Source organism: Asticcacaulis machinosus, from assembly GCF_028550435.1.
Classification (GTDB): Bacteria; Pseudomonadota; Alphaproteobacteria; order Caulobacterales; family Caulobacteraceae; genus Asticcacaulis; species Asticcacaulis machinosus.
Genome location: NZ_JAQQKV010000001.1, coordinates 298,855 through 315,478, shown reverse-complemented (window position 1 = coordinate 315,478; position 16,624 = coordinate 298,855). Strand labels below are relative to the sequence as shown.

Below are 16,624 nucleotides of genomic sequence, written 5' to 3'. Positions count from 1 at the left end.
GCATGTTTATATATGAGGACACCGCATTTAGGTTGCGATGCACATAAACAATAAGAGGTGAAGCAATTCATGACCCAGACTTCTAATCCCGCTAAAATTACCGTCGGCGATAAGGTCATAGATTTGCCGGTGCAAAAGGGTACTTTAGGCCCCGATGTGATCGACATTCGTAAACTGTACGCTGAATCTGACGCCTTTACCTATGATCCGGGCTTTACCTCTACGGCATCCTGCGAGTCCAAGATAACGTTTATCGACGGCGACAAAGGCATTTTGCTGCACCGCGGTTATCCGATTGATCAATTGGCTGAACAATCAAGCTTTCTTGAAACCTGCTATCTCCTGTTGCACGGCGAATTGCCGTCGGCGTCGGCGTTTGAGCAGTTTGAGACGACAATCACGCGCCACACCATGCTACATGAGCAGTTTGATCGCTTCTTCTCCGGCTTCAGAAGAGACGCCCACCCGATGGCGATCATGACTGGTGCGGTTGGAGCCCTGTCGGCCTTTTATCATGATAGCCTTGATATTCAGGATGAGAAGCAGCGTGAAATTTCCGCGCATCGTCTGATTGCTAAGATGCCGACAATTGCCGCCCGTGCTTTCAAGTACAGTGTTGGCCAGCCTTTCGTCTATCCAAAGAACGACCTGTCCTATTCCGAAAACTTCCTGCGCATGTGTTTTGCGGTGCCGGCCGAAGACTATGTACCTAATCCGGTGCTAACCAAGGCGATGGATCGGATATTCATACTGCACGCCGACCATGAGCAGAATGCGTCAACTTCGACCGTGCGTCTGGCAGGGTCTTCAGGCGCCAACCCGTTTGCCTGTATCGCTGCGGGCATTGCCTGTTTGTGGGGTCCGTCTCATGGCGGCGCTAACGAAGAAGCGCTCAACATGCTCAAGGAAATCGGGACAGTCGATAAAATCCCTGAATTCATCCAGGGTGTTAAAGACCGTAAGTACAAGCTGATGGGCTTTGGCCACCGCGTCTACAAGAACTATGATCCACGCGCCAAAGTCATGCAGACGACCTGTCATGAAGTCCTCAGCGCTGTGGGCGATCCGAACGACCCGCTGCTTCAGGTCGCGCGTGAACTGGAACGCATTGCGCTGTCGGATGAGTATTTCGTGTCGCGTAAGCTTTACCCGAATATCGATTTCTATTCCGGCATTACTCTGTCAGCCATGGGCTTCCCGACCACCATGTTCACGGTGCTGTTTGCTCTGGCCCGTACCGTGGGCTGGATTGCACAATGGAAAGAAATGATCGAGGATCCGTCGCAAAAGATCGGCCGTCCGCGCCAGCTCTACACAGGCTCCGCACAACGCGATTTCGTGCCGATTTCCGGGCGCGCTTAGTCTGAGGTATAACGAGAGTAATTAAAGGCGCTTTACCTAATGGGTAAAGCGCCTTTAATTTAATTGCGTCCCTTTAAATTAAGGAAGTTCATAACACTCAGCGCCGCCAGTTCGGCGGGCGGCCGCTGTCCACGTCCCATCTGGTCAAGAGCTGAGTTTTGCGCCTGTATCTGAGACTGTCTAAGGACTTCATCATCTAAGCGGGTGTTAATTGCCTTTAGCAAGTTATCTTCAGTGCAGTCTTTTTGAAGGTATTCAGGCGCAATGTCTTTATCGGCAACAATGTTAAAAAGCGTGACGTATTTTAGCGAAGATAACGCTTTAAAAATATAGTAGGTCAGTGGTTCGACCTTATAAGCGATGACCATAGGGCAGCCTGCAAGCGCTAATTCAGTTGAGACAGTCCCTGAGCATGCCAGAGCCACATCCGCCGCCTTCATAGCGCTCAGCTTTAGATCCTCACGTTCAATGACATGGATTCTAGGCTCAAGGTCTCCAAGCGCACCGTAAACCAGGTCTTTGACAGTATGTGCAGCGGGTAAAACGACCTTGAGACCTGGCCGATCCAGCAATAAACGCTCAATAACAGGTTTGAAGACTGGCATAAGACGCTTGATCTCTGAGGGGCGACTGCCGGGCAATACCAGAAGCATTTGCTCATCGGGTTTCATCTCAATAAAGCGCCGAATATCATCGGGCTCGACGTTTGAGAAATCAACATTAAGCGCCGGATTACCCACAACGACGGTTTTAAGTCCCTCCCGCTCAAAATAGGGGGCATCCATTGGATGTAATGCCAGTAAAAAATCGACACTTTTTGCCAGTGTCTTCGCCCGGCCTGGCCGTGTTGCCCATACTTGCGGGCCGACATATTTAATCAGTGGAACTTCGGGCATAGCCTCCCTTATTCCGTGCGCAACCCTGAGCGTAAACCCCCATGAATCGATCAGGACGACCGCATCAGGCTTTTCAGCTATGGCCAAAGCGACAGTATCCGCAACTCGCGCCTTGACCCGCTTATAAGCCTTAAGACCCTCGACCATACCAAGGATGGACAATTGTGCGATATCGAAAGGGCTGGTGAGACCAAGCGCTTCCATGCGCGCGCCCCCCACCCCCACAAAGCGTAAATTTTCGCTGGATTTAGTTGCCAATTGCAACATTAATCCGGCGCCCAAAACATCTCCGGAAGCTTCGGCGGCAACCAGCATAATGGTTTTAGTGGGAGTTCCCGTCTGTGTCGTCAAAACCATAGATAAATACTCCCAGACGCTCAGCCGCTGCGAATGTCGCCGCCTTATCAACAATCAACAGCTTTCCAACCTGCCCTACAATACCATGTAATCCGGCTGCTGAGGCCGTTTCAACCGTCGATACGCCAATGGTTGGCATATCCAGACGTAAATCCTGAATGGGTTTAGCGACCTTAGCTAAAATTCCCTTGCGATTAACCAGCGCCCCTTTCAGGGCATCAGGCAAAGCCTGTACACGCCTGATCATCGCGTCCGTGCCTTCCTGCGCTTCGACGGCCAGCGTTATTTTCCCCGCTACCACAACGGCCTGCCCAATATCCAGCGCTCCAATCACATTGGCAATGCGAACAGCCTCAGCCATATCGTCAGCGGCCTCTGGCACCGGCGCTGGCCCGGCCTGAAGCCCATGCCCGATCAAAAGCTGAGGATTAGCCTCATGGGCGCCTTCAATAGCATAACCTTTCGCTTCGAACATCCGGGCAACTTGCCGCAGGAGGCTATCGTCCCCGCCCCTGCCCGCAGCCTGAATAACCGGCAGGTGTTCGGCACCGCCGGCATCGCGCGCCATAGTATTGAAATCGGGACGCTGAACATACCCCACCATGCACACGCTCTGGCAGGATTCCTGCGCCAAAAGATCAAACATATGCGCAAAATCACCAAGCCCGACATCATGGCCCGGATGATGGTTTAATTCTAAATCCGACAAGCCTTGTAACCGTAAAACACAGTACGCTCGCCCTGATGCTTTAAGATAGCGAGCGACCTCTACCGGCACCGCGCCACCGCCCGCAATCAACGCCAGTTTCCCGGTCACAGACATAAATTATTCTACCGGCAAGCAAATCGGACGATTAGAATCTTCGCGAATAAAATTCACGATCTCAACAATTTGCGGCACTTCAGAGAAGTTTTCCAAGACGTCATCGAGACGCTCCTGAAGTGTGCCTTCATCCGCAAACATCATCCGGTAAGCCGTGCGCAGCGATAAAATAAGATCACGTGAGAACCCGCGGCGCTTAAGCCCCACCAGATTTAGTCCTTCCAGGCGGGCATGGTTGCCCCACACCGAACCATAAGGAATGACATCTTTCGTCACCATGGCCGCACCGCCGACAAAGCTATAACGGCCGATGCGCGCAAACTGGTGAATGCCGCAAAGTCCCCCTAAGAAGACATATTCGCCCACCTGAACATGCCCGCCCAGTGAGGCATTATTGGCCATGACGACGTTGTTCCCAACAATACAGTCGTGGGCAACGTGAGAGCCCACCATGAACAGGCAATCATTTCCAACGCGTGTGACGCTGCCGCCCTTAACGGTGCCGGTGTGCATGGTGACATGCTCACGGATCTGGTTGCGCTCCCCGACAATCAATCGCGTCACAGCGCTTTTGTCATGGGCCAGATGCTGTGGATGGCCACCTAAAACAGCAAAAGGATGTACGACAGACCCTGCACCAATCTCGGTGTACCCCGTAATCACCACATGGGAGACAAGTTCAACACCATCGCCCAAGACTACATCATGTCCAACAACACACCACGGACCAATGACAACATTTGCACCGATTTTGGCCTGTTCACTAACAATCGCGCTGGGATGGATACTCATTATTTGGGGCTTTCGACGACCATCGCCGCGAACTCACACTCGCAAACAATCTTATCATTCACAAAAGCTTCCCCGCGGAATTTGAACACGTCGCCGCGATGTCGAACCACTTCAACCTTCATGTAAAGCGTATCGCCCGGACGCACAGGACTTCTGAACCTGGCGCCGTCAACGGACATGAAGAATATGGTTTTACCTTCAACATCAGCGTCCAGCGACTTCGACATCAGAACAGCGCCGGTCTGACCGATCGCTTCAATGATAAGAACGCCTGGCATAACCGGATTTTCAGGGAAATGGCCTGGAAAAAACGGCTCATTGAACGTGACGTTCTTAACGCCCGTCATGCTTTTGTTCTTGATCCAGTCTTCGCCACGGTCAATCAGCAGAAACGGATACCGGTGAGGAATACGCTTAAGTATTTCCGCATAGTCCACGTTCGCACCGGGAGCGCTATCGTTCTGGGCAGCCTGAATATCGGCCACGGCCTGATCGCCTTGTTCAGTCATTGAGACGTTAACCCTTATCTTTCTGAGACGCCTGTTTAGACAGCCACGCGGCCTCGCGCAAGAACTGACGTGAGGGTTTAGCCGGAAATCCCGACCACATTTCCCCCGCCGGAACATCTTTATAGACCACAGCCCCCGCTGCAACCTTTGCACCGGCACCGACAGCTATGTGATCAATCAGGCCGGCCCGACCACCAAACATGGCGCCATCACCAATGCGCGCAGAACCAGATATACCCGCATGCGCGGCAATAATACACTGTCGCCCGACCTGCACATTGTGCGCTATCTGCACCAGATTATCGATCTTGGTCGCTTCGCCGATAACCGTATCATCATAAGCCCCGCGATCAATACACGTGCCAGAGCCTACACTGACATTATCCTGAAGGATAACCCTGCCAAGTTGCGGCACATCCAGCAACCCTTGCTCATCGCCACTGACACCGAATCCGGCTTCGCCGATGTGCGCGCCAGAGGCTATCTGAACGCGATCTCCCATGAGTGTGCAATAAAGGGTTGCATGGGCACCGACACGGCAGTGGCGGCCTATAGTGCAACCCGGCCCGATCACGCTGTAGGCCTCTAGACGTGTCCTAGAGCCAATTTCAGCATTTTGACCGATGACGACGCCAATACCAATATAGACCCCGTCTTCGATCCGGGCGGTAGGATGTATAGCGACAGTCCCATCATGTCGAAGAGGCGTATAAAGTGCATTGGCCAGTCTGGCCCAGGCGGCCTGAGGCGATTTAACCACCAAAGCTACGCTGTGTTCAGGAATAAGCGCAGCATTGTCTTCGGTCACGAATACAAAGCCCGCCTGCGTTTTTTTTAATGAACCCAGATATCGACGGTCACTGAAAAACGCAGCCTCACCATCCCCAGCAGACGCCAAAGGCGCGCAAGCCAGAATATGGCCGCGCGCTTCGACACCCGGTAAAAGTGAGGCTCGCGTAAGCGCTATGACCTGATCTAAGCTGAGACTGGACGCGACCTCAAAAAATCTCAGATCAGGCATGAGTGCTCACGAATATTCTTAAACGCAGAGAGTTAGTTGGTTCTGGCCGGGGCAGCCGCCGCGGCAGGACGCGCCTGCGGTGTGATACGCTCACGATCAAACGTCATCGTCTTTTTGACCGCATTCAGTTTTGCCACGACCTGACCGGTAATATCCATCGCAGGATTAGCGAACAGAACCGAATTGCGGTCAACCAGAATGCCGCAGCCCTTTTCGGTGTAAGTCGCCCGCAGTTGCGGCTCAAGGTCAGTTGCGATCTGACGCTGGGCCTTGGCTTCGGTGGCCTGAAGTTCCTGACCGCGCAGATTAACCTTCTGTTCAAAAGCCTGAACCTTGCCCTGGAAGGCCTGCGCCTTGGTTTGCAGGGCCTCGCCTTGCAGGGTCTTGGCATTGACCTGATCTTGAAGTGATTTGCCTTCAGTTTCAATAGCGGTACGTTCAGGCTTGATTTCAGCTTCAACCGCAGCACTCAGTACGCCCATGCGCGCGCCCGCCGCCTTGCCCATTTCTGAGCCGGCAATAGCGTCTTCAACAGAATAAACGCAGACACCGGGAATGACAGGGCCTGGGTTCATGGCAGGCTGCGCAGGTGCTGCGGCCGGTGCCGTTTGGGCGGACACCTGACCGGCGGTGAGCGCCAGCGTGCTGGCCAGAACGAGTAAAGTCTTTTTCATTGGTGTAACACTCATGGCTTTTATTGCATATCCCGAAGGAAGGAAAGGTTGTTAGAACTGGGTCGACTGTGAGAAGCGGAACGTTTCGGTCTTGTCATAATCTTCCCGTGAGAGAACCTGTGATATATCGAACTGGATTGGCCCCATCGGGGACTTCCAGCGAATGGTGACACCGGCTGCCGCCCGCAAAGACATATCATCTACAATATTTGCGTTCGCCGTACTACCATTCATCTTTAAGCGGTCATCGACACCGCCGAGCGTACCGAAATCCACGAATAAGGCTGTTTTGAGGCCATATTGTTCAGGCAGGCCGTTAGGAATTCCTAACTCAACGGTACCAATCGCATAGGTTTGACCGCCCAAAGCGTAGGTTGAACTTTGATCGCGCGGACCAATACCGGCATTTTCAAAGCCGCGGAAAGTTGTGCCGCCCTTAAAGAAGCGGTCGTTAATGCGCACTGCATCGCCGCCAAACGGGGTTATATTCCCGGCCAGACCTTGCAGATGAAGGATCATGTCCTTGCGGAAACCGTAATACCAGTGGGCTTCGAGTTCTGAACGCACATATTTAACGTCTCCGCCCAAGCCTGCGAAGTCCTGACGGGCAATCGCCTGCCAGCCGCGGGTGGCCTGAACAAAATCATTGCGGCGATCGAACGACAGGGTATAGCCCACACTCGACGTCACGCCGGTACCGCAGCTATAGATCAGGTCATCACACTGGGTTGACGTGGTGCCGTAAGACAGATCATCCGATCGCAGGTTATAGCGCAGGCGCAACAGGCTGTAGCCATTCAGGCTGTAGCCCAGACGCAGGCCAAAACCGTTACTTTCGGATTTATAGCTGGTGTATTCCGAGTAATCGAGGGCCGAGGAGAACAGGTCGATACCCGCCTGAACATCACGATTCAGGAAACGAGGCTCGGTAAAGCTCAAATCGATATTTCTCTGGATTGAACCGGTCGAAATACGCGCACGCACATTCTGACCACGGCCACGGAAGTTACGCTCCGTGATACCGACATCAAAAATGAATTTTTCATATGATGAGAAGCCAGCCCCAAATGACAATTCCCCGGTCGGCTGCTCGGTAACCGCGACTTCGATATTGGTTTTATCCGCAGTCGTTGACGGCACTTCGCGAATTTCAACATCCTTGAAGAAACCTAGCGACCCGATATACATTTTCGAGCGCTCGAGCAAAGCCTTGTTATAGGCATCGCCTTCCGACAGCAGCATCTCCCGACGTACGACGCGGTCGAGCGTGCGGCCATTGCCGACGACATCGATCTTATCGATATAAACGCGCGCGCCTTCACGGACGTTGTAGGTTATATCGACCGTGCGGTCTTCTGGCTTGCCTTCATCGCGCGGACGGATATCTACGAACGCAAAACCGGCTGAACCCGCGGCAAACGTCAGGTTGTCCACGCCCTTTTCAATCAGGTCGCTTTCGTAAAGATCACCACCCTTGAACGGGATTACGCGTTCAAGATTTTGCGCGTTCAGCTTATCGTTTTCCGTCTTAACGGTAACACGACCGAAATTGTACTTTTCGCCTTCATCCAGAGTGTAGGTGATGGCAAAATCTTTACGGTCAGGCGACAACTCAGCTACTGAAGAGACAACGCGGAAGTCATAATATCCCCGATTGGTGTAGTGCTTTCTCAACTGCTCACGGTCGTAATCCATACGATCCGGGTCGTAGTTGTCGTTGGAGGAAAAGAATTTCCACCAGATTGATTTGCGCGTCACAATCACGCTCGACAAATCGCTGTCAGAATAGGCCTTATTACCGATAAAGTTGACGCTCGACACGCCTGTCTTCACGCCTTCATCAATTTCAAACACCAGATCGACGCGCTTCTGCGGTAATTCAACAATCTTGGGCGTTACCGTTGCGGCGATGCGGCCGGAGCGGCGATAAAGTTCAATAATACGCTGAACATCGGCCTGCACCTTTGCCTTGGTGAACACACCACGGGGGCGGATGGTCACTTCTTCGCGCAGCTTATCCTTGGACAGAGCGCTGTTGCCCTCAAAAACCACCTGATTGATGATCGGGCTTTCGACGATGTTGACCACCATTTCCGAACCATTCATGACGATTTGCACGTCAGAAAACAGTTCGGTCCGGAACAACGTCTTTACCGACTGATCGATGGCCAACGGTGTTGCCGCCTGACCTACCTGAACGGGCAGGTAGGAGATGATGGTTTGCGAATCAATCCGCTCGTTACCCTCAACCCTGATACGGCCGATCTGAATAGCCGACGGCGCCACAACCGGTTGCGTCTGCACCGGATCAACAGGCGCCGTTTGCGCCACGGCCGGAGCCGTCAGAAGTCCGAGGCTAAGAAACGCCAGAACGCTGACGCCCGATTGAAGCTTTCGTGAAGAAGTATGCACGTTGAGGCCCTTAGTCATATGTTCTGTATCATTTTTATGTTCGGACGGCGGTCCGTGTTTCGCTAACCATAAACCATCGCAGCCACCGAGCTTCGGTGTTTGCACAGGGTTTAATTACGAAAACAGTCCCCCAAAGAATTTCACCCATCCCAACTGGTTTATATCGTTCCACGTCGCGAACAACATCAAACCCAGCAGGGTTACAAGTCCCAGTCTGTAGCCATACCCCTGTATAACCGCATTGAGCGGCTTTTGCATAACCGCCTCATAGGTATAAAACAAGAGGTGACCACCATCCAGCACTGGCACCGGCAGCAGATTAAGGAAGCCAATACCCACCGAAATCACTGCAGCCAAGGTAACAAGATTGATCACCAGCAAAATAACCCGATCTGCTGCCGGAGCTTCGATCTTCATAGTCTGAGACGTGATGTCACCCGTGCCCTTGGTCATACCAAGTATGCCGCTTAACTGGTCACCACTTTCTTTTCCCGCGAAAATGCGGCCAATATAGGTCACATTCGTATCAAGCACCTGCCAGGTCATCTTCGCGCCTTCGACAAGGGCCGTGTGCGGCGCAAAGCGCTGCCAGCGCATATCGCCGCCCATCTCAATGCCTAAACGCCCCGCCTTGATGCGGTGATCACCGGATCCAACCTCAAGTTCAGTGCGGGCGGGCGTGGCGGTAAGCACCACGGGCGCGCCATCACGAAGCACGGTAATATTGATGGCGCTATCGGCACGCATCAAAATCAGTGTGCGCGCATCCTGATGGTTTTCGACGGTACGGCCATCGATCTCTGTAATCAGATCGCCCGGCTTAAAACCTGCTGCTGCCGCCGGAGAGTTCGGCTCAACGCTAACGACACTGGCCGGAGTTTGCCCTTTGCCGATAAACATCAGCACGCCCGCAAACAGGACAATCGCCAGAACGAAATTAGCAAAGGGGCCTGCAGCGACGATTAACATCCGTTGCCATACTGGCTTGAAATGGAAATAAGCTTTTTCCGCCCCCTCGCCTTCTTTGGCGACGATGGCGGTGCGGGCGGCGTCGAGTTCATTGGCATCCGGTGACATGGAAGACACATGCTCATCGCCGGCAAATTTCACATATCCGCCCAGAGGGATGGCGCTCAGGCACCATTCAACCCCGTTTTTATCGGTACGCGCCAAAAGTTTTGGGCCAAAACCCACTGAAAAGCGCTCGATCTTAGTCTTGAACAGCCGCGCGACGCTGAAATGACCCAGTTCATGAATCGTCACAATGACACTGATCAAAATCAGGAGCGGCAATATACCGACAAAAAACTGCATGTAGCGCGTATCTCTCTGGTTTAGGCGCGAAGCTTGGGAACGCTTGAGGCCGAACGATCACAAAAGCCGCCCACCAGAGCGCGAATGCGAGCGTCAAGCTCAAGAATAGTCCCGACGTCCTGACTTGTGTCATTAATCGCTTTAGAAGGCAATTGGGCCCGCATCATGGCAGCTTCGACATTATCGGCAATTTGTGTAAACGCGATGCGTTTCTGCAAAAAGGCGGCAACGCAAACCTCATTGGCCGCATTAAACACGACCGGCATATCGTCACCGGCTTTAAGGGCTTCGCGCGCCAGCCTTAACATCGGAAAAGCGACTTCATCCGGCGCCTCAAACGTCAAAGCCCCAAGGGTTTTGAGATCGAATCCCGGTGCCTGCCAGGCTGTCCGGCGCGGCCAGTTCAGGCAATAGGAAATCGGCACACGCATATCCGCGGGCCCCATTTGCGCCAGACTGGAGCCGTCTTTATATTCCACTACCGAATGGATGACCGACTGAGGATGGATCACCACATCGATCTGATCGGCAGGCATGTCGAATAAATAGGCAGCCTCAATAAATTCAAGGCCCTTGTTGGCCAGGCTGGCGCTGTCGATCGTGATTTTGGCACCCATCGACCAGTTCGGGTGCTTTAGCGCCTGCTCAACCGTAACCCGGCTTAGCTGATCACAGCTAAAGCCCCTGAAAGGCCCGCCGGATGCCGTCAGCACAAGGCGATTGACCATATCCTTTTGGGCGCCATCAAGGACTTGGAAAATGGCGTTGTGCTCAGAATCAACCGGCAAAATAGCCCCACCCGCAGCTTTCGCGCGCGCCAATAAGGCCGGACCACAACACACCAGAGCTTCTTTGTTAGCAAGGGCTACGGTAGCACCGGTTCCTGCCGCCGCCCAAACCGGCTCAAGGCCCGCAATGCCGACTATGGCGGCCATCACCCAATCTACCGGGCGGGATGCCGCCTCAATCACCGCAGCGTCGCCATACGCAATCTCAAGTCCGGAGCCATCCATCAAGTTCTGAAAGGCGTCCCAAGATTCAGTGTCAGCAATGACCGTCAAGCTGGGGCGAAATTTACGCGCCTGTTGCGCCAAAAGCTCAATATTTTTACCGCCGCACAGAACATCGATGCGGTACTTAGGCTCAACCGCGTTCAATTCATTAATCAGCGCCAGAGTCGACACACCTATGGACCCGGTAGATCCCAAAACCGTGACGGACTTTGGCAGCGCATTTGGCATCAGAGCACGGTTCCCAGCATGACCAGAAGACGGATACCACCAATAGCGACAATCGCAAACATCAGACCATCGACCCGGTCAAGCAAACCGCCATGCCCCGGAATAAGCGAACCCGAATCCTTAACACCATAGCGTCGCTTCAGCATCGATTCCCACAGATCCCCCGCCATAGTCGCCAAAGCGGTCAGGAGCCCCACGATCTGCGCCGATGTGCTGGATTTAAAAAGCCCCGTAAGATCCGACAAGGTTCCTGCGGCCAGCATCCCCGCCATCATGCCGCCCGCAAACCCGGCCCATGTCTTATTGGGCGAATACTTGCGCCAAAGCTTAGGGCCACCGACAGCCCGACCGACCAGATAGGCGGCGCTGTCCGCCGTCCAGGCGATCAGGAACGCAAACAACACCCATTCAAAGCCATTGCCGGTCTGGCGCAGCCAAATCAAAACGAAGGCGGGCCAGCCAATGTAACACGCCCCATAAGCAGCATCCCGCCACGGGCCACCTAAGCGGCGGATATAGGCGGCGGAACACGCCGCCCCAAACAGCAAAAGGGCCACGGAGACAAGCGGATGGAATGGGTCGTAGGGCTTATTCAGCGCTTCAGCAAATATGCCTGCCAATGCCGGCAAACAGACGGCAACGGCCATGCGTGTCGGTGTTTTTGGCGCCGCCATAGCGCCCCACTCAATACTGAGTAACGCCACCCCGACACTGATCAGAACCAGAAACGCCCAGTCGCCCAGATGCACAATATAAAGCACAACCGGCACCAGAACGATGGCGGAAGCGATGCGAATACTCAGTTCCCGAATGGACGACCCTGTGGATTTAGGCGGAGACATGTCCTGCCTCTACAGCGCCAAAGCGCCGGTCACGCTCCTTGAAAATACGCAGTGCTTCTTCAAGATGAACCCGATCGTAGTCGGGCCACAGAACATCCTGAAACACAAACTCCGCATAAGCCGCTTCCCACAGCAGAAAATTTGATAATCTGTGTTCACCCGATGTACGGATCATCAGGTCCAGCGGGGGCAGATCATGCGTTGACAGTAAGCCACCAAAGGTTTCGGGCGTCAGGTCATTAACCTCCGCTTCACCGGATTTGACCTTGGCCGCAAATCGCTTGGCGGCCTCTACCACATCGGCCTGTGCCCCGTAGTTCAGCGCTACCTGAAGGAAAAAGCGCGAATTGTGGCGGGTATCATCGTGCGCTTTACGCACACACTCCACGATGTCTTTAGGCAGCCCGTCCTGTTGACCGATAATACGGACGCAAACGCCTTCCTTTGCCAGTTTGCCGAGGTCGGATTCGATAAACGTCCGCAAGAGCCCCATCAGATCGCTGACTTCAGCCGCAGGCCTGCGCCAGTTTTCTGTCGAGAACGCAAACACCGTCATATGTGTAATGCCAAGATCGCCGGCCGCCCGAATAGTACGCTGCAGAGCATTGACGCCGGCCTTATGGCCCAAAGTCCGCATCTGTCCGCGCGCCTTGGCCCACCGGCCATTGCCATCCATGATAATCGCCACATGCAGCGGTGAAACCGGCGCTTTATCAGCCTCCCGCGTGTCGGATACCTGTGTCGTTACGCCAGCGGGCATATACGTTTCCCTGGGTTATCAGCCGAGTTCCGCGGCTCTGAATATTGCGCCTGCTATTAAAGCCGCATGTTTGATATCACCACAAGCCGTGATCCGCCATAGGTGCGGCGGAACTGCGCCCGCTCACACTTGCATAATTTCAGCTTCCTTGATCTTTAACTGCTCATCAATGCGCTTGATGGCAGCATCGGTGAAGCCCTGGATCTCAGTGATCATTTTCTTTTGTTCGTCTTCGGAAATATGGGAGTCTTTTTCCGCCTTCTTGATGTCGTCATTAGCATCACGGCGAATATTGCGCACGGCTACACGCTTTTCCTCAGCATATTTACCGGCAATCTTGACCAGATCCTTACGGCGCTCTTCAGTCAGGGGCGGAATCGGCACGCGCAGAGTCGTACCGTCAGTAACCGGATTAAGGCCCAGACCCGAATTACGAATGGCCTTCTCTACGGATACCACTAGGCCCTTATCCCATACACTGACGCTGATCATACGCGGCTCAGGCACGCTGATCGCCGCACAGGATAAAATCGGCATGGTCGAGCCATAGGCGTCAACGACAATCCCCTCAAGAAGAGAAGACGATGCACGGCCGGTGCGCAAACCGCCGAAATCTTCTTTCAGCGATGCAACCGACTTATCCATGCGATCCTTATACTTAGGCAGTTCGGGCTTGCTCATGATGTGTCTCGTTATCTGGATGATTATTCTGAAATGACGGTGTAGGTGCCGCGCCCGTGAACCACGTCGCGCAGTGCCCCGTCTGATCGAATGGAGAATACAACGATAGGAATGCTGTTGTCGCGCATCATGCTGACGGCGGACGCATCCATGACCTTGAGGTCTTTAGCCAAGACCTCATGATAGCTCAACGTATCATAACGTCGTGCGGCGGAATCTTTTTTCGGGTCCGCCGTATAAACACCGTCAACAGAAGTACCCTTAAACAGCGCGTCGCAGTTCATTTCCGCAGCACGCAAAGCTGCCGCCGTATCGGTCGTAAAATAAGGCGCGCCTGTGCCTGCTGCGAAAATCACGACACGACCTTTTTCAAGATGTCGCTCGGCCCGACGGCGAATGAAGGGCTCGCAAACCGCATTCATCTGAATGGCAGATTGTACACGGGTATCAACACCCAGTTGCTCAAGCGCATTCTGCATGGCCAGAGCGTTCATAACGGTCGCCAGCATGCCCATGTAATCAGCACTGGAGCGCTCCATCCCAACCGCAGCTTTTGACAGCCCGCGAAAGATGTTGCCGCCGCCGATCACCAGACAAAGCTCGACGCCCATCTGCGCCACTTCAGCGATCTCTTCGGCCACCGCCTTAACAGTGTTCATATCGATCCCGAACCCCTGCTCGCCCATGAGGACTTCACCGGAAACCTTGAGGAGGATGCGTTTATAACGAAGGTCAGCCGTTGCCACAGCAGGTTCAGTCATATCGGTATCTCCGGGAATCAATGGTCTAATCTGGATCTGGATTTTTCGCTCTCTGCTCTAGCCGGTTATTACCCATTTGAAAAGACAAAGGGCGCGAACACATTCAAGTGCCGCGCCCTTATTTTACTCAAAAATGTGGATTAGGCTTAAGCCTGACCACCCATCATTGAGGCGACTTCAGCCGCAAAGTCTTCAGTCTTTTTCTCAACGCCTTCACCCAGAGCCAGACGCGTAAAGGCGGTGACCTTCACATCGGTGCCAAGCGACTTAGCGGTTTCCGCAACGAACTGCTCGATGGTTTGATCCGGGTTCATGACGAAGGATTGCTTCAGAAGCACGACTTCTTCAAAGAACTTGCGGATACGGCCTTCGACCATTTTCTCAACCACGCCAGCAGGCTTACCTGATTCCAGCGCTTGCTCGGTGAAAATCGCCTTTTCACGCTCAACCGCCGCCGGATCGATATCATCCGTCGACAGAGAGATTGGCTGGGTAGCGGCGATGTGCATAGCAATCTTGCGGCCCATATCGTTCAGAACCGCTGGATCACCCGCCGATTCAACCGCTACCAGAACCGCGATACGGCCCAAGTCAGGCGCAATCGAGTTGTGGATGTAGCTGGCGACCACGCCTTCAGAGACCGAATGCTTGGCCAAACGACGCACCATCATGTTTTCACCGATATTGGCGATCAGGTTGGTGATTTCGTCATTAACCGCCGACTGAACGCCTTCGACGCTATCGGTCGACAGGGCAGCCTTACCGGCATTGCGCGCCAGGGCCTGGAACAGTTCGTTACGCGCCACGAAGTCAGTTTCGGAGTTAACTTCGACCGCAGCCGCTGTCTTGCCATCCGTGGCCACAACCACCAGACCTTCTGCCGCCACGCGGTCAGACTTCTTGGCAGCCTTGGACAGGCCCTTGGTGCGCAGCCAATCCATGGACGCTTCGATGTCGCCACCGTTTTCTGTCAAAGCCTTTTTGCAGTCCATCATGCCGGAGCCGGATTTTTCGCGAAGTTCCTTCACGAGAGAGGCTGTAATTTCCGTCATGGAATCCTCCATAAATTTAAAAAGTTAAACCGTATGAACTAACCTTAGCTCACGGGTGTTGCCATTTAACGACAACGGAGCCTGACAGGACTCAGACTCCGTTGTGAAATCTTAAGTCAGGATCAATCAGGCGCCCTCAGGCTCTATTGATCCTGAAGGAATTTAGGCCTCGGTAGAGGCTTCAGCCGCCAGAGCCGGCTCGACCGGAGCTTCGGAAGCGCCCAGATCAACACCAGACGCCACTTGGCCCGCAGCCAGACCATCCAGAACCGCATCAGCGATCAGGTCGCAATAGAGTTGCAGCGCACGCGCCGCATCATCATTGCCCGGAACCGGATAGGTGATGCCGTCAGGATCAGAGTTGGAATCCAGAATGCCAATCACAGGAATATTCAGCTTGCGCGCTTCCTGAATGGCGATCGATTCCTTATTGGTATCGATCACGAACATCAGGTCGGGGATGCCGCCCATATCCTTAATACCACCCAGCGACAGTTCGAGCTTTTCACGCTCACGGGTAAGCGTTAGAAGTTCCTTCTTGGAACGACCGGCCGGATTACCATCCAAAACGCCTTCCAGTTCACGCAGACGTGCGATCGAACCAGAAATAGTGCGCCAGTTTGTCAGCGTACCACCCAACCAACGGTGATTGACATAATACTGAGCCGAGCGCTTGGCCGCAACAGCAACCGGGCCAGAAGCCTGACGCTTGGTGCCAACGAAAAGAACGCGACCACCGCTGGCGGCGACTTCGCGCGCCTTAAGCAGCGCCTGATGGAACAGAGGCAGGCTCTGCGACAGGTCGATAATGTGGATGTTCGAGCGCGAACCGAACAGGTAACGCTCCATCTTCGGGTTCCAGCGATGAGTCTGGTGACCAAAGTGCGCGCCGGCTTCCAGCAGCAGGCGCATAGACAGTTCAGGCATAGCCATAAATTTATTCCTTCTTCCGATAAACCTCCGCAAACATTTCAGTTCTCCATGTGGAGGAACCTCGGTTAGCGACGGATGACAAATGTCAACGCGCCGCGCGTTTGCGTGCGAGATGGGGGCAACTAGGCACAATTTTAGCAAAAATCAAGCAAAATCCAGAAAAACCTTGGGAAAACAGTTCAACCGGATCTGTA

General features: G+C 53.8%; 16 protein-coding genes. 1 reads left to right on the top strand and 15 read right to left on the bottom strand.

Going from position 1 to position 16,624, the window contains the following annotated elements; translation table 11 throughout:
• Positions 1 to 69 precede the first annotated feature (69 nt).
• Positions 70 to 1,362: a citrate synthase gene (gene gltA / locus PQU98_RS01495; protein WP_272743112.1), complete on the top strand. Its 1,293-nt coding sequence runs from the start codon at positions 70 to 72 to the stop codon at positions 1,360 to 1,362.
• A 59-nt stretch (positions 1,363 to 1,421) separates the two neighbouring features.
• Here the strand turns inward: gltA and lpxB are convergent, their stop codons facing one another.
• The 15 genes from lpxB to rpsB all read right to left on the bottom strand — a co-directional run bounded on the left by lpxB (position 1,422) and on the right by rpsB (position 16,430).
• The gene (lpxB, locus tag PQU98_RS01490) at positions 1,422 to 2,615 is read right to left on the bottom strand and encodes a lipid-A-disaccharide synthase (protein WP_272743111.1); all 1,194 of its coding nucleotides are present in this window, start codon (positions 2,613 to 2,615) and stop codon (positions 1,422 to 1,424) included.
• Positions 2,581 to 3,438, bottom strand: coding sequence for an LpxI family protein (locus tag PQU98_RS01485; RefSeq protein ID WP_272743110.1), 858 nt, complete (start codon positions 3,436 to 3,438; stop codon positions 2,581 to 2,583). Before PQU98_RS01485 ends, lpxB begins: the two co-directional genes overlap by 35 nt.
• Positions 3,439 to 3,441: 3 nt before the next feature.
• Positions 3,442 to 4,230: an acyl-ACP--UDP-N-acetylglucosamine O-acyltransferase gene (lpxA, locus tag PQU98_RS01480; RefSeq protein WP_272743109.1), complete on the bottom strand. Its 789-nt coding sequence runs from the start codon at positions 4,228 to 4,230 to the stop codon at positions 3,442 to 3,444.
• Positions 4,230 to 4,739 carry a 3-hydroxyacyl-ACP dehydratase FabZ gene (gene fabZ, locus PQU98_RS01475; RefSeq protein WP_272743108.1) on the bottom strand — a complete coding sequence of 170 codons (510 nt, stop codon included), beginning with the start codon at positions 4,737 to 4,739 and terminating at the stop codon, positions 4,230 to 4,232. The genes lpxA and fabZ overlap by 1 nt, the downstream gene beginning before the upstream one ends.
• A 7-nt stretch (positions 4,740 to 4,746) precedes the next feature.
• Positions 4,747 to 5,760, bottom strand: coding sequence for a UDP-3-O-(3-hydroxymyristoyl)glucosamine N-acyltransferase (lpxD, locus tag PQU98_RS01470; RefSeq protein ID WP_272743107.1), 1,014 nt, complete (start codon positions 5,758 to 5,760; stop codon positions 4,747 to 4,749).
• A gap of 32 nt (positions 5,761 to 5,792) precedes the next feature.
• Positions 5,793 to 6,434, bottom strand: coding sequence for an OmpH/Skp family outer membrane protein (locus tag PQU98_RS01465; RefSeq protein WP_272743106.1), 642 nt, complete (start codon positions 6,432 to 6,434; stop codon positions 5,793 to 5,795).
• A 51-nt stretch (positions 6,435 to 6,485) separates the two neighbouring features.
• On the bottom strand, positions 6,486 to 8,864 hold the full coding sequence (gene bamA, locus PQU98_RS01460; protein WP_438263850.1) for an outer membrane protein assembly factor BamA: 2,379 nt from the start codon (positions 8,862 to 8,864) through the stop codon (positions 6,486 to 6,488).
• Between the two features lie 96 nt (positions 8,865 to 8,960).
• A complete protein-coding gene (locus tag PQU98_RS01455) occupies positions 8,961 to 10,160 on the bottom strand; it encodes a M50 family metallopeptidase (protein WP_272743104.1) in 1,200 nt (399 codons plus the stop codon).
• A 20-nt stretch (positions 10,161 to 10,180) separates the two neighbouring features.
• Complete coding sequence (gene dxr, locus PQU98_RS01450; protein ID WP_272743103.1) at positions 10,181 to 11,401, bottom strand: 1-deoxy-D-xylulose-5-phosphate reductoisomerase; 1,221 nt, start codon at positions 11,399 to 11,401, stop codon at positions 10,181 to 10,183.
• The gene (locus tag PQU98_RS01445) at positions 11,401 to 12,243 is read right to left on the bottom strand and encodes a phosphatidate cytidylyltransferase (RefSeq protein WP_272743102.1); all 843 of its coding nucleotides are present in this window, start codon (positions 12,241 to 12,243) and stop codon (positions 11,401 to 11,403) included. Before PQU98_RS01445 ends, dxr begins: the two co-directional genes overlap by 1 nt.
• A complete protein-coding gene (uppS, locus tag PQU98_RS01440) occupies positions 12,230 to 13,003 on the bottom strand; it encodes a polyprenyl diphosphate synthase (RefSeq protein ID WP_272743101.1) in 774 nt (257 codons plus the stop codon). The genes PQU98_RS01445 and uppS overlap by 14 nt, the downstream gene beginning before the upstream one ends.
• A gap of 123 nt (positions 13,004 to 13,126) precedes the next feature.
• A complete protein-coding gene (gene frr / locus PQU98_RS01435; protein ID WP_272743100.1) occupies positions 13,127 to 13,684 on the bottom strand; it encodes a ribosome recycling factor in 558 nt (185 codons plus the stop codon).
• 23 nt (positions 13,685 to 13,707) lie between these two features.
• Positions 13,708 to 14,445, bottom strand: coding sequence for a UMP kinase (gene pyrH / locus PQU98_RS01430; protein ID WP_272743099.1), 738 nt, complete (start codon positions 14,443 to 14,445; stop codon positions 13,708 to 13,710).
• A 146-nt stretch (positions 14,446 to 14,591) separates the two neighbouring features.
• Positions 14,592 to 15,497 carry a translation elongation factor Ts gene (gene tsf / locus PQU98_RS01425; RefSeq protein ID WP_272743098.1) on the bottom strand — a complete coding sequence of 302 codons (906 nt, stop codon included), beginning with the start codon at positions 15,495 to 15,497 and terminating at the stop codon, positions 14,592 to 14,594.
• Between the two features lie 162 nt (positions 15,498 to 15,659).
• On the bottom strand, positions 15,660 to 16,430 hold the full coding sequence (gene rpsB / locus PQU98_RS01420) for a 30S ribosomal protein S2 (RefSeq protein ID WP_272743097.1): 771 nt from the start codon (positions 16,428 to 16,430) through the stop codon (positions 15,660 to 15,662).
• Between the last annotated feature and the right edge of the window lie 194 nt (positions 16,431 to 16,624).

What these genes read in the sequence shown, in the direction of transcription:
- lpxB (WP_272743111.1), bottom strand. Translation starts at nt 2,615, where the DNA reads ATGGTTTTGACGACACAGACGGGAACTCCCACTAAAACCATTATGCTG.
- tsf (WP_272743098.1), bottom strand. Translation starts at nt 15,497, where the DNA reads ATGACGGAAATTACAGCCTCTCTCGTGAAGGAACTTCGCGAAAAATCC.
- uppS (WP_272743101.1), bottom strand. Translation starts at nt 13,003, where the DNA reads ATGCCCGCTGGCGTAACGACACAGGTATCCGACACGCGGGAGGCTGAT.
- PQU98_RS01445 (WP_272743102.1), bottom strand. Translation starts at nt 12,243, where the DNA reads ATGTCTCCGCCTAAATCCACAGGGTCGTCCATTCGGGAACTGAGTATT.
- PQU98_RS01485 (WP_272743110.1), bottom strand. Translation starts at nt 3,438, where the DNA reads ATGTCTGTGACCGGGAAACTGGCGTTGATTGCGGGCGGTGGCGCGGTG.
- rpsB (WP_272743097.1), bottom strand. Translation starts at nt 16,430, where the DNA reads ATGGCTATGCCTGAACTGTCTATGCGCCTGCTGCTGGAAGCCGGCGCG.
- dxr (WP_272743103.1), bottom strand. Translation starts at nt 11,401, where the DNA reads ATGCCAAATGCGCTGCCAAAGTCCGTCACGGTTTTGGGATCTACCGGG.
- fabZ (WP_272743108.1), bottom strand. Translation starts at nt 4,739, where the DNA reads ATGACTGAACAAGGCGATCAGGCCGTGGCCGATATTCAGGCTGCCCAG.
- PQU98_RS01455 (WP_272743104.1), bottom strand. Translation starts at nt 10,160, where the DNA reads ATGCAGTTTTTTGTCGGTATATTGCCGCTCCTGATTTTGATCAGTGTC.
- bamA (WP_438263850.1), bottom strand. Translation starts at nt 8,864, where the DNA reads ATGACTAAGGGCCTCAACGTGCATACTTCTTCACGAAAGCTTCAATCG.
- lpxA (WP_272743109.1), bottom strand. Translation starts at nt 4,230, where the DNA reads ATGAGTATCCATCCCAGCGCGATTGTTAGTGAACAGGCCAAAATCGGT.
- frr (WP_272743100.1), bottom strand. Translation starts at nt 13,684, where the DNA reads ATGAGCAAGCCCGAACTGCCTAAGTATAAGGATCGCATGGATAAGTCG.
- gltA (WP_272743112.1), top strand. Translation starts at nt 70, where the DNA reads ATGACCCAGACTTCTAATCCCGCTAAAATTACCGTCGGCGATAAGGTC.
- PQU98_RS01465 (WP_272743106.1), bottom strand. Translation starts at nt 6,434, where the DNA reads ATGAAAAAGACTTTACTCGTTCTGGCCAGCACGCTGGCGCTCACCGCC.
- lpxD (WP_272743107.1), bottom strand. Translation starts at nt 5,760, where the DNA reads ATGCCTGATCTGAGATTTTTTGAGGTCGCGTCCAGTCTCAGCTTAGAT.
- pyrH (WP_272743099.1), bottom strand. Translation starts at nt 14,445, where the DNA reads ATGACTGAACCTGCTGTGGCAACGGCTGACCTTCGTTATAAACGCATC.